General features: G+C 63.5%; 7 protein-coding genes. 1 reads left to right on the forward strand and 6 read right to left on the reverse strand.

Translation table 11 applies throughout. The annotated features are described in order from the left end of the window. Nucleotides 1–9: 9 nt before the first annotated feature. The 4 genes from HPO96_RS26745 to HPO96_RS26760 form a co-directional block, all read right to left on the reverse strand. Nucleotides 10–564, reverse strand: a complete 555-nt coding sequence (locus HPO96_RS26745; RefSeq protein ID WP_171677096.1) for an Imm15 family immunity protein — start codon at nucleotides 562–564, stop codon at nucleotides 10–12. Beyond that, nucleotides 561–7,259 (reverse strand): RHS repeat-associated core domain-containing protein, encoded by a 6,699-nt coding sequence (locus HPO96_RS39725; protein ID WP_171677097.1) that lies wholly within the window; start codon nucleotides 7,257–7,259, stop codon nucleotides 561–563. The genes HPO96_RS26745 and HPO96_RS39725 overlap by 4 nt, the downstream gene beginning before the upstream one ends. 70 nt (nucleotides 7,260–7,329) lie before the next feature. Then, complete coding sequence (locus HPO96_RS39730; protein ID WP_171677098.1) at nucleotides 7,330–10,026, reverse strand: LamG domain-containing protein; 2,697 nt, start codon at nucleotides 10,024–10,026, stop codon at nucleotides 7,330–7,332. Nucleotides 10,027–10,284: 258 nt separating this feature from the next. After that, nucleotides 10,285–10,686 (reverse strand): hypothetical protein, encoded by a 402-nt coding sequence (locus tag HPO96_RS26760; RefSeq protein WP_171677099.1) that lies wholly within the window; start codon nucleotides 10,684–10,686, stop codon nucleotides 10,285–10,287. 764 nt (nucleotides 10,687–11,450) lie between these two features. On the opposite strand from HPO96_RS26760, the gene HPO96_RS26765 reads away from it, so the two are divergent. After that, entirely contained in the window at nucleotides 11,451–11,909 is a 459-nt protein-coding gene (locus HPO96_RS26765) for a hypothetical protein (RefSeq protein ID WP_171677100.1), read from the forward strand. On the opposite strand, the gene HPO96_RS39925 is transcribed toward HPO96_RS26765, so the two are convergent. Further along, the gene (locus HPO96_RS39925; RefSeq protein WP_420371475.1) at nucleotides 11,868–11,996 is read right to left on the reverse strand and encodes a hypothetical protein; all 129 of its coding nucleotides are present in this window, start codon (nucleotides 11,994–11,996) and stop codon (nucleotides 11,868–11,870) included. The two genes, HPO96_RS26765 and HPO96_RS39925, sit on opposite strands and share 42 nt — an antisense overlap. Nucleotides 11,997–11,998: 2 nt before the next feature. Next, nucleotides 11,999–12,496, reverse strand: coding sequence for a DUF6928 family protein (locus HPO96_RS26770; protein WP_202886452.1), 498 nt, complete (start codon nucleotides 12,494–12,496; stop codon nucleotides 11,999–12,001). Nucleotides 12,497–12,596 lie beyond the last annotated feature (100 nt).

Raw genomic sequence — 12,596 nt, forward strand, 5'->3', positions numbered from 1 at the left:
ACCTACAGACTAGTGATCCGCGACCGGCAGCAGACCAAGCAACTCCGATCGTGCGATGTAGACGCGCGCCGGGCAATCGGGCAGGTGGTCTGGGGGCCGACTTTCGAAAACCCGGTAAGGTCCAGCACCGATCACCTGAGAGACGAACTCTGCACAACGCGATCTTGGACTGTTGACCCGAAAATCAGCCATGTCAGGGTGCGCGAGGTCAGCCAGCCAAAGATTCGGCCGGATGAGTTCAGTTGTGCCGTCTTCACACCTCCAGCCCGCTTCGTCGTCAATCGACCAACCGGTGACTGCCACCATCCGCACGATGGTGGCTGACTCGTCTGATCCTTCGAAGTAGTTGTGAATCCGGTCCAACTGCCGCACAGCCGCCAAGATCAGTTCACGGTTTTTCGCGGCGAAGCTCAGATTGCCGAGGAACGCCAACTCACTACGCCTGCTATAGATCGGCACCTCGTCGAAGCTGGCGACCTCCGCAAAGACCGCCGGGTCCGCCACCTCGTTCTCATGGAACAGTCGCTCGAAATCAGCTCCGAAGCTGGTATCAGAAAAAGTCATCCTGGCACATTCCATCCATAGTTTCTCAGCCACTGGTAGGTCCTGCGAGACCACTGCGGATTCCCGTCGTGGAAACTACCGTCCATATTGATACCCGCTGCCCCCCGGGAACGTCCCTGCGCATGCCATTGACTGCCCTTGACGGTCTTTTCCGGGCCATCGATTCGGCCGATCTCGCGCGGCGCTCTTCCCCGATCTACCTCCCTCTGGGCAGCCCGGCCGTTACGGTCGTTGAACACAGCCTGCCACTGCGCACTTCGCTCATCAATTGCGGCGTCCGAGTAGTTGTCATCCGGCACCCAGTCGCTTCCATCGCCGCAGTTGTGAACCAAGAGCGGCATACGCCCAGCGACAACATAGTACGTGTGAGCCTCGTTGACGCTGAGGTTGAAGACTCGAACTACCGACTCGTAGACCCGAGCCCGGGTAACCGCAACCGGTCGAGATCGGTCGAGAGAGCCCAGTCGGTCCCCGACCACCAGTTCGCTCGCGTCCGCCCACCGCTGCGTCTCCGGAAGGTAGAACGGGTGTCCGTCTGTCGCGGTCAAAGTTGCAACTGACTGTTTCCCGTCCTTGCCGGTCACGGCCAGTTCAAGGTCGACCAGATCTTTCGCGCCGTAGCCGCTGATAGTTCTCACAACTGGCTGGGCGAACAGCTTGCCAGTTTTTGGGTCAGCCGCCAGGACGAGATCGCCGAGTTTGACCTCTTCGATCGGCTTCTGTCCTCCATTGGCCATTTGCACCAGAGTTCCGGCGCGGAATGAGTTTCTCAGCGGGCACGAGTCGGCTAGCTTCTCCTCGGCGGCACGCAGATCGTCCTCGGCCTTGCGGACACCCTTGACTCCGTCGATCATCTCGTCCGCGAGGTCTTTTATTCGGCCGATCAGCTGCCAAGCCTTCTTGGCCCGGAAAAGGTACTTGCCGATCAGTTTGCCGGCTATCCCGCCGACGAAAGAGGTGAGGACGGTGACGCCGGTCGAGACGCACGCGCCGATATCACCATTCGTGAAGCAGTTGAGGGCATCGGTGATGCCCAGCTCGTCGGCGACGATCTTGACGAGGTCCTTCACTACTCGCTTGATGCGTTCCTTGGCTTCGTAGGCCTTCTGCTGGTGGTGCGAGATTTCCTGCTCGACCGACGGGCCGGAGGAGGTGCTGGTCTTGTTGTTACTGCTGTCGCTGTTGCCGGAGGTGGGCAGGACGCCGGTTAGAGCGGGCTTGCTGCCGGGTGTGGGGTAGAGGGGGCCGCCTTCGTCGCCTGGGTTGATGGGGAGCAGGCCATCGGGGTCGGTGAAGGTGGTGGGGTTGTTGTTCGAGTAGGCGTAGGCGTTCAGGGTTTGGGGATTGGAGTTGTCGACCAGCGGGTCGACGCTGATGAACTTGCCGAGCTTGGGGTCGTATTCGCGGGCGCCGAGGTGGGTCAGGCCGGTCGAGGGGTCGTCGACGCCGTTGACGAAGCCTCGTGCCTTTGGATTCCACGTGGACGACGGCGTACCGCGCGGGTTTCCGAAGGGATCCATGAAGCGGCGCGAGATTGTCGTGGACAGGCCGCCCACCGAGACTGTTGCAGTGCCGTGGGGATCGGGCATGAGGTACTCGACCGACGACGGGTTGTCGCGCATGGCGATGGTCTTGCCGCCGAAGTCGTAGTACCTGATCGACGACAGGGTTTCCGTCGGCCCCTTCTCCCAGCGCACCTCAGCTGAGGCGAGATAGAGGGTCGCACCCTTCGGATCGTGACGGATCAGACGGTTGCCTTCGGCATCGTAGACGAAGCTGGTCTCCCCACCCGGCCCGGTGACCGAGGCAACGTGCCCTTCGGCGTCCCAGGTGAAGTTTTCGGTGTCACCACCGACGTTGCGAGACGACATGTTGCCAGCGGCGTCGTAGGCATAGGAGTCGGCCGAGGTCCCTCCCGGCCCGGAGGCCGAGACACCGGTGACCGCATGCGGCCGCGCGGCCGTCGCTGCGGGGTACGCGTACGTCGACGTCGTGTTGCCGTCGGCCTTGTGGTCGACGACGGTTCTACGGTTGCCGGCAGCGTCATAGGTGTACGACTGCCAGTAAGGCGCTGGCCCGCCGAGCGTCGCGGCACTTCGTGCATCCGCGCAGGTGCCCGCAGGCGTCCATGCTTCCGTCGTTCGCCGGAGATAGTCGTTCGCGAAGCATTGGAGGTCCGTCGAGCTGCCGAACTTGTGCGAGATGGACTTCACGTTCGCGGCATTGTCGTAGGTGTAGGTGAACGTGTCGTCCGTCTTTGCGACGCCCTCCCGATCGACCGTCATCGATGTCAGGCGCCGGCTGCCTCGCTCGTAGGCGAAGGTCTGGTACGCCGTTTGGCCGGTGCGCTGACCGACGTGGTACTGCAGCGGGTCGCCGTACTCGCTGTACTTCGTTTTGGCGACGTATCCCTGCCAGCCTCCCATGCCGTCCGGATTGCCGGCCGCGTCGTAGTACATGGTGACGGTCTCATCCGGCAGGCCGGGCGTCGAGGGCAGCTTCGCTTTGTCGACGCTACCGTCAGCCTTGTACGACGTAGTACTGCTGTATGTGCCGGCGAGTTTGCCCTCGGATGCCGGGATGACGACCTGAGTTCCGGTCGGACGATCCATCGCGTCGTAGCCGGTCACCGCCGAGACGTAGTCGTTACCGCCGACGGTCCGTGTGGACGATGTCAGCAGACCCTTGCCCAACGTGTCGTACACCCAACTGGCGATCGTCGGGCCTGTCGCCGAACCAGAGCGAACCGCAGTCTTACGATCAAGCTCGTCGTAGGAGTAGTGCAGCTCCTGACCACGAGCGTCCTTCGTCGACAACAGGCGGTCGCCGTCGTCGTAGACGGAGTTGACGACTCCCTTGTCCGGGTCGCCGGTGCGGATCGGACGGCCGCGCAGGTCATAACCGAATGTCCATACGCTGCCGGCCTCGTTCTTCACAGAAGCGAGCTTGTCGTCGGTTGTGTAGGTGTAGGTCGTCGAGTCGTAGGCACCGCTGGCCGCTCGCCCATGATACTGCCTCAGCTCAGTCTTCCGGCCACGTGCGTCGAACAGCGTGCTCGTGGTCGTGTCGCCCTCTGGCGGGACGACCGTCACCGCGTCGCCGCCGTAGGTGGTTGTCGTGCGCCACTTCTCGGCGTTGTCCGCGATGAGCCGGGAGACAGTCAGCCGGTTGGCGCCGTCGTACGTGTTCGCCGTGCGCGAGGCCAGGTTCGTCACATCGGGTTGGAACAACGTGTTCGTCGGCTGTGAGTTGTCGTCAGCGTACGGCCCGTTCGTAAATCCGACGTTGCCGCGCTCGTCGTACAGAGTATCCACCAGGACACGACCGACGCCGTTCGCCGCGGGCGTTTGAACCTGCCGCGGGCGGAGTAAGCCGTCAAGGAGAGTCCGGCTTGTCTTGTAGGTCCCGTCCGGCTTCAGCTCTTGCGTCACGACGACGTTCGGCGCGTTGTTGGGTACGACATAGCCGAAGGTCATCGAGGCGGTGGCCCCGCCGGACTTCGAGCGATCCGGTAGCCAGACGCCGGTCAGGCGACCGAGCGCGTCATAGGTCAGGTCGGTACGCCGCTGGTTCGCGTCGATTTCGGCAATCGATGCGCCCCAGGCCGGCGCCATCAGGGTCGTGTTGGTGTAGCCCTTGGCATCGGTCGTCTTGGTAGCGGTGACCGGGCCACCGGTGGCCGGTGTGAACTCGACCTTGCTCGTCCGGCGGTTGAGTCCGTCGTAGGTCTCGGTCACTCGGCCGAGCGAGTCGTAGACAGTGCGGGAGCGCTGCTCGTAGACGGGCGCGGTCGTCCAGCCGGTCATTGACTCGACTTTGGTGATCAGGCCGCGCACCGGCTCCGCCGTCAGGCTGGAGGCGCCGTCGTAATAGCTGCGCTGGTCGGAGATGACCTGGGCCGGTCGCTGCGGAGTCGCCGTACACGCGACGGAGACCTTCTCCTCGCGGCTGACGGGGCCCCAGATCCAGCGCGCATCGTTCGAGGTGTAGGTGAGACGGGTACACCTGTCGTCCGTGCTCGTCGCGATATCGCCTCGGTCGTCGACGGAAGTCGGCAATCCGTGCCCATCGAACGTCGTCAGGAGCTGAGTTTTCCGGTAGGCGCCGCTACTGAGTCGAGTGCGCGTCACCTGATCCTTGGTTCTGAGAAGCAGTGCGGTGTAGCCACCGGCGGAACCGGTCGAACTCGTCCACGGTGTTGAGATGGTGCCGCTGACCTCGGCGCCACCGGAGCCGTTGTAGGTGATCTGCTCGCGAACGAAGCCGTTGTACCGCTCGGCGTCGGCGATCGTGTCCCCCTGGCTGTCGGTGACGCTCGCCGTCTTCCGCGACTTCCCATCGGCGGTCAGGTAGTCGTCATCCATACCGCGGAAGTAGGTCATCTGCGTCTGCGTCTGGTTGCCGGCCGGACCACTGCGCACGTTGACCTTCGAGTATCCGCGCCAGTCACCCCAGCTCCGGTACTTCAGCAGCGTGAGCTCGTTGTCGTCGAAGTGCCAGGCAGGTGTCCCGACGTACTCGTACTGCGTCGTCTGGTCCGGTGCGTCCGTGACGCGGTCATCGGTCGAGACCGAGGTGACGACGTACTTGTGGAACCAGTGCTGGGTCGGGGCCTCCCCACCGTCGATGGTCCACGAGACCGGGAAACAACGTCGCGCGTTCGTCGCGGCACTGGCCGGTTTCGACGTCGGCGTGCAGTCCGCGTCGCTGTAGTTGACGTGCGTCGAGAGACCGGACTCGGAGTTGATGATCTTGACCCGGTACTTGTTCATGGCCGGCGCGCCGTCGCCCTTCGCGTCGACCCGGTTGGGTTTCGATTCGCCGAGGAAGGTCACGGTCGGGTTGGCCACCGTTCCGCCGACGCGTCCCTGGTGGGTGATCGAGGCCAGCCACAACGACGGAGCCACATCCGTGCCGGGGAACTGGTGCGTCAGAGTCCAGGTGTCGACGGGCGAATAGATGTTGTTGGTCCCGAGAATCTGCGTGTTGATCGTCGTCAGGCGCTTGCGCGTGAAGAACGACGGAGACGTGCGGTTGGGGCAGGTCGTGGACGACGTGCAGAGCTGGTCGAAAGGGGTGTCCGGCCAGGCGGACGCGTTCGCGGCGGTCAACTGCGCGGGATCACAGGTGATGGCGCCCTTCGGGAGGCAGCGCTCGGAGACGCCGAACTCGACGCGAGCCGGGTAGGCGGTGACCGTCTCGTTGGCGTCCTGCACCTTGCCGTAGTTGATCCGGAACGGATAGCTGGCCCGCTGGTACTGCGAAACGCCGGTGTTGTTGTTGCGTCCGTAGTAATTGCTCTCCTGAACGTACTCATACGTCATCAGGTTCAGGCTGGGGTCGACGACCTTGTCGACACTCCAGCGCCAGCCCTGAGTACAGAAGGCGGTGGCGAAAGTCGACTTGTAGCACGGCTCGCCCTCGTGGTTGCCGAACACCGGGACGGTGCTCACCGAGTTCGCCTTGTCACCGTTGGTCAGGTTCGGGTTCACGCCGAAGAAGTACTTCGTCCCGTCGGTCGTGGTGACCAGCCAGTGTTCGCCCTTGGCGACGCCGTCGGTGGCGTTGACCGCGCCGTACTTGCGCTGGATCAGCGTGCCGTCGTCCTTCTCCAAACGGAACGTGTCGATCTTGGTCTCCGGATCGGAGCTGAGCTTGAACAGCTCCCCGGAGTGACCGCCGAGCGAGAGGAAGGCGTTGTCCGATTTCCAGCAAAGATCGCCGGTCTTCGTCTTGTTGTTACTCGAAGCGGTCAAGTCGTCGGCACACGAGACATACTTCCGCTCGATGTATCCGGGCTCGAGGGTGTACCCCTGCCCGACCCGGGAGGTCTGGTTGTTGGTCGAGGCCACCTGGCCGTCGATCGAGGCCGAGCTGTAGCCGATGGAGAGCTCGGGCTTCGGCCCGGTGGTCCCCGGCGGGACGCGCAGCGGATAGTTCCAGCTGAAGTCTCCGGTCTGCCCGCCTGCATTCCACGCCGACGACGGTGACAGCGTGGTCGCCGCGTACGACCCGGCCGGGCCGGATGACGCCGCGGTCACGGCGAGGACCATCGGCTCGGTCGATGCCTGCTTGGTCCGTGCGGCGGGCGGGACCTCTACTTCGGCGCTTACCTTCTTCGCCGCCGTGTCGTTGTCGGCCGCCGGAAGGACGCGCCGCTCCACGCACGCGCTGTCGCCCGTGCAGGCCAGCTCGACCAGCCGGAGCCGAGATGTCCAGTCCCCGCCGTAGGCGTCGGCGAACTTCGAATAGTCGACCGAGATCGCCGCTCGCGTGCCACCGGCTTCAGTGTCGGTGCGCGTCAGCCGTAGAGCGAGGCCAGTCACGCCCATGCGGGTGCTGTCGGTCTGGCTGAGCACCTCGACCGTTCCCGCCGGGGCTGCTGCGGACTTGGACTTCGCTCCGGGGACCGGCTTGAACTGGACCGAGACCGACGAGTTCTCCGGCGTCTTGGCGAGAGCTCCCGCCGCCACGGCGCCGCCGCCGATCGAGACGACAGAGGGCGCCGGCCAGGCGGGCGTGGCAGCCGAGAACTCCGGCATCGATTTCTGCTCGGTGGCAGCTGGTACGAAGTCACGGCCTGGGGTCGGCTTCTCCTGCTGGACCGCCGGCGCCGGTACCTTCGGTCCCTTGGCCGCGGCTTCCGGAACATAGGAGCCCACGCCGGTCACCAGACTGACACCGAGAAGCGTCACCAGGGCGGCGGTCCTCGTTCGGGACATGTGTAGACGCATGATCAGTAATCCTCAGATCGTTCGGTGTTAGTCAGGAATCGCCCATGTCGGTACGCACGGTGGCGTCCTCGACCGGGTGCGGGTAGACGCGGCCGTCGTCGACGTGACCGTCGAGCGGGAAGTTGCTGCCGCCGACGGTGCCGAACCCAAGACGCAGCGCACCCGGGTAGTCCTTGGTGGGCGGCAACGGATCCGCCGGGTTCTCCACGCCGTAGGCGGTTTCGTTGACGAACAAAGTCATAGCGTGCCGACCGGAGTCGTATCGGCCGGTCAGGTAGACCCAACTGCCGGCCAAGTAGGGCGTGGGAGTCGAGACAACCGTCATCAGGCCGGTGCCACTCGGATGCGGCATCGTGAACTCCCAGACGGCCTTCGGGCTCTCCGGATCGGACAGATCCTGGCTTTGTACTCCGAGGACGAACCCGCTCGTCCCGGCTCGGTTCTCACTGAGCGCGATCTGCCGTCCAGGTGTGTTCGCCAGCTTGACCCGAACACTCGCGGTGAAACTGCGACTGGTGTCGACGATGTCCGTCGCCGTCGAGGCGGCCGTGCTCGACGGGTTCAACCGCACTGCCCAGTCGTTCACGCCGAGTTCCGGTGACCACTTCTCTCCAGCTCCCCAGGAAGCAGCGCCGAGCGTTATGGTCCGATTCTTGCCGCTGGAGTCGGCCAGGCTCGTCCCGCTGCCCTCGTTCATCCGCCAGATGCCCCCGGCGGGACCGGTTTTGACCTTGACCCGGGCCTCGGCGAAGCCGTCGCTCTGGTTCCCGGCCCGGTCATAGCTCCACACCCGGACGACCGCGGGACCCGTCAGCCGCGGAGTGAAGCTGAACTTTCCGATCGACCTGCCATTGACGGTCTGGACAGCTACCGGCTCGCTGGTCGGTTCCAGAGCATCGACGGAATATTTGAAATAGTTCGTGTCGGCCGCGGAAGGAATGGCTTCCGCGCTGATCGTCTGGTTGACGTCGTACACGATGTCGTCGCCACTGCCGGTCGGAATCACGACCTCCGGCTTCCCCGGCTTGTGGATGTCGATCCTGAACCAGCACATACCGGTATACGGCGTCCAAGTCACCCCGTCGGTCGCCTGTGCCTTCCAGCCGACCAGCTCGCCTGGAGGGATCGGATTAATCCTGGCGTCAGGTGTGTAGTCGGTCGTGCTGGTCGCGGTCTTGGCGACACTCCGAATGGTTTGGAACGGTTCCTTGAACCCATTGCGCCAGATATCGAACTTGACGTAGGAGGACTGCCCGTCGGGGTCGAGGATGTTGAGATGCGGAATGGGCTGCCGCTGGTTGATGGTCGGCGCCTTCTGGTAATCCGTCTGGCAGCCCATTGTCGGTTGCGTGGTCCGGGCGTTCGCGAGCCGCGGAATGTGATTGAAGTCGATGACGAAGAGCACGTCCTTACGGAATCGCTTCCATGCCATCTCGTCGGACTCGTTGGCTGCCCGCAGTCCGAGATAGACGAACGACTTCCCGGCCGCTACCTCTTCGGCCACAGCGGCCTTGACGTCGAACTCGAGGTATTTGCCGTTCGGCGTGCATTCATTCCGCCCGACGGCGTCGACCACAGAGTCGAGCTTCCGCTTCCAGACACCTGCCTGAGTGCCGTTGTTCCAGTTCACCCCGGTGCCGACGGCAGTGGTTTGCCAGATCTGCACCTCCTTCTCGTCGCAACTGGCAGCCCAGGTCTCGTAGGCGCTGAAAGTGGCGCCGAGGATCTGGGTTCCCCCCAGATCGCCGAGGCGCATCTTGTAGAACAAGCGCTTGCGGCTCCACGGCTCGAAAGCCTGGTACCCCACTCCTTCAGGGCCCTCCCAGTTCCAGGAGGAGGTGGTCGGGTAGCGGGCGTTGATCATCGCTCGCCCCTCCTGGCCGAACCTCAGCGTCGGATCGATGTGCAGCGGGTACTCCGTTGCCGGATCCTCGACCAGGCTGGCCGCCGGCCTGATGGTCAACGTGTCCTGGGTGACGGAGATGGGAAGTTGCGCGACCTGGTCTCCTTCCAGCGGCGCCTCGGTCCGGTCGTCGTCCGTCGGAGCCACTGCTTCGCCGCGCGAGTCCCACATGATCGGTTGTGGCGCGAGGAAGATGGTCTTGCCCAGGTCATCCTTCGCTTCGATGACGCCACCCGCCGCTTTGGCCACGGTCAATCCTGGGGCATCAACGGCGAGATCGACGTTCTGCACCTCCGGAAGCCGAGCCGCCTCCAGAGTCTTGACGATCAGGACCTCGCTGTAGGAGTCGGACGAGGCCGTGATCTTCAGATCAACGTCTGGGTACACGTTCGGATAGGTGACGCTGTCGCCTACCAAAACAGGCTCGGGAAGGGCCTCGGGCCAGGTCAGCGTGAGTTCGTGACCCTCAGCCTTGACGGCGATGAGCGGGCCAGATCCTCCGCCCGAGAACGTCATATCGAGTGCCGTGGCCCGCGGCCGTACCCGCCCGTCGGCGCCCTTCTCGAGGGTCGCGTCCATGTCGAGCCACTCGTTGCCACGCTTCATCCGGACCGGCAGGCTGTGCTGCTCGAGCGTGAACGATCCGTCCGGGTTCGCGAAGGTTTGCGAAGTCTCGGTGCGCTTCTCGAGTACTTCGACGCGTTGGCCGCTCGACTTGGCTCGTTTCGATGGTGACTCGTCCTGCGTGGACGCGTTGCTCGGCACCGTTGACTGGGCCTGGACGGGCTGGATTACCAGCGCGCCGAACAGTCCTACCGTGAGCACGCAGAGGGCTGCTGCCGCGCGCCGAGATCCGATCTTCCGCCCGTTGGGCAGACCCCACCCGTTCATTACCCCACCGCTCCCAAGACTCCCCCGAGCCACAGATGCTTTCGGGAGCCTAGGGGTTGCGGAGCGTTACCAACACATACAACCCATACAAACGACCCATACAAACGCCCACTTGCACCTAGCTGCAATCCGCCGGAGTGGCATAGGTCACCGATTCGGCCGAGGCGCGGCTCGGCTGGGATGTGAGGCGACTCAGGGCGACGAGATGATGATGTGTACTGCGGCGGCGAGGCCGGGCTCGTCGACCAGTACGCGGACTCGGCTGTCGCCTGGCGGTCGCCGTACCGAGAAGCGCAGGACGTCGTCGGAGTCACGTACGACGACGTACGGTCCGGCGGTCCGCAAGAGTCCGTCGAAGTAGACGTACGCCGTTTTCGGCGAGTGATAGCGGCCGTCGGAAACCACAAGGTCGATCGGTCCGTCGACGGCGGGCTGAACCGAGAGGTAGATCGAATCGGGCCCGGCGCTGACGAAGCCGGCCGCCGGATCCCAGTCCTCGTGCCCGTCTCGGCTCGCCGGGTCCTCGACGATGATCAGCCCGCGCTCGACGCCATATCTGACCACGCCCAGTGCCTCACCACCGTTGACCGGCATCCTTCTCCTCGTCACCCATCCCCGCCACCGCCAAGATCTGCGCCTCTACTAGCCGCCGGCCGAGTCTCCTTCAACCGCAACACCAGTCAACTACACGGCGGTTCGATGCACCTACTCGTCATCCCGGGAACGAACAGCGCTCTGTAGAGCGACAGATCCTGCGCACCCTCCAGCCGCAGCGGAACGCGCTCGTCAAGGTCGGCCTCAGACAGGACGCTCCATCGACGATCTGCGAGAATCTGCAACACCCGAGACTCATCCGCTGAACGTCCGTCGCCAGACCCAACCAGCGACCAGACCGGCTCCCTTCGTCCCGGTAGAGCACCGCATACGGGCCGACCATGGACAGCAACAGCATCAACTGAGGCTCCAGGAGTAGATATCACCGAAAAGCAACCTCATCGTTGATATCGGTCTCGTCCTCGAACCCGCAAACCTTCCGCATCGCCCGCTCGAGGTCCCCGGGCGGCCCTCGCCCACTCGGGCCCTCACGAACCCAAACGAGGCGAATCGAGATTGACGTACGCAGAGCGGACTTCAGTCAGGAGCCGACGCCGATCAATCACTTCGCAAGGCTAGCGGTCCGCCACCGGCAGCAGACCAAGCAACTCCGATCGCGCGATGTACACGCGCGCTGGGCAATCGGGGAGGTGATCCGGGGGCCGACTTTCGAAAACCCGGTGAGGCCCAGCACCGATCACCCGAGAGACGAACTCTGCACACCGCGATCTTGGACTGTAGACCCGGAAATCAGCCATGTCCGGGTGCGCGAGATCAGCCAGCCAAAGATTCGGCCGGATGAGCTCAGTCGTACCGTCCTCACACCTCCAGCCCGCTTCATCGTCAATCGACCAACCGGTCACTGCCACCATCCGCACGACGGCGGCAGCCCCGTCCGAACCTTCGAAGTACCTGTGAATCCGATCCAACTGCCGCACAGCCGCCAAGATCAGTTCACGATTCTTCGAAGCAACGCTCAGGCCGCCAAGGAAGGCCAACTCACTACGCCTGCTGTAGATCGGAACCTCATCAAATCCGGCAACCTCCGCAAAGACCGCCGGATCCGCAACCTCATTCGCAAGCAACAGCCGATCAAAATCAGGACCGTACCGAAAAGACGGCATTCAACAACCACCCGGCAGGAATCGGACGTGTACAACACTGCTCATCATCGGCGACCCTCAGTACGGCATGCCACTCAGGGCACCTTTGAAGGACGGTAGTTCGATTTCCTCAGGATCGATACACGAATCGTCCTCGCGGCCCTCAAGAAAGAATCCAAAGAACTTCTTGAGCGCCGCGTTGCCCAGATCTAGCGGATGGAACGGAAGGCTGTAGTTTCCGAACCTTGTAGCGGCTTCTCACCATCCCAGAACGGGGCCTCGAACGCGCGTCGGTCACCCACATCTTCAATAATGCCGTGTTCCGCGTTCATCCTCAGCGAGCGAATTAGCTCGCCCCCACCCCATATCGCGAACGCCGCCCAATCTTCAGCACTGTGCATGAAGACTGCGGCCGCCGCCCGCGCGTCAGCGATTCGACCCACCCAATCAGCCAATTCACTGGGCCGATAGATCGCCAACTCACGCGAAGAGAAGATCTCATGTGCGTACAGTTTGGCAACGCACGAGATGCCGGCCTCCGGCCACACCGCAAGGTCAAGCCCGATCGAACCCGTCGCCACCGCATCAGGTTCGAGCACCGTACGCGCCAACTGCCGCGACCCGGGTTCGTCGACGACGACAGAGTCAGTGAAAACCGGCCAGCGCCCCGCCTGCCCGAAAGCAACTACCGCAGCCTTCGACCCCATCGATTCTCCTTCACGACGATCCTGACTACTTGTTTGATGCGTTTTTCGCTTCGAAGCACCTCTGCTTGTGGTGCGAGATCTTCTGCCCGACCGAAGTGGT

Origin of the sequence: Kribbella sandramycini, from assembly GCF_013131805.1 — a bacterium.
GTDB lineage: Bacteria > Actinomycetota > Actinomycetes > Propionibacteriales > Kribbellaceae > Kribbella > Kribbella sandramycini.

Bases quoted from the DNA above. Each gene is read 5' to 3' on its own strand.
- HPO96_RS26760 (WP_171677099.1), bottom strand. From the start codon at position 10,686: ATGCCGGTCAACGGTGGTGAGGCACTGGGCGTGGTCAGATATGGCGTC.
- HPO96_RS26770 (WP_202886452.1), bottom strand. From the start codon at position 12,496: ATGGGGTCGAAGGCTGCGGTAGTTGCTTTCGGGCAGGCGGGGCGCTGG.
- HPO96_RS26745 (WP_171677096.1), bottom strand. From the start codon at position 564: ATGACTTTTTCTGATACCAGCTTCGGAGCTGATTTCGAGCGACTGTTC.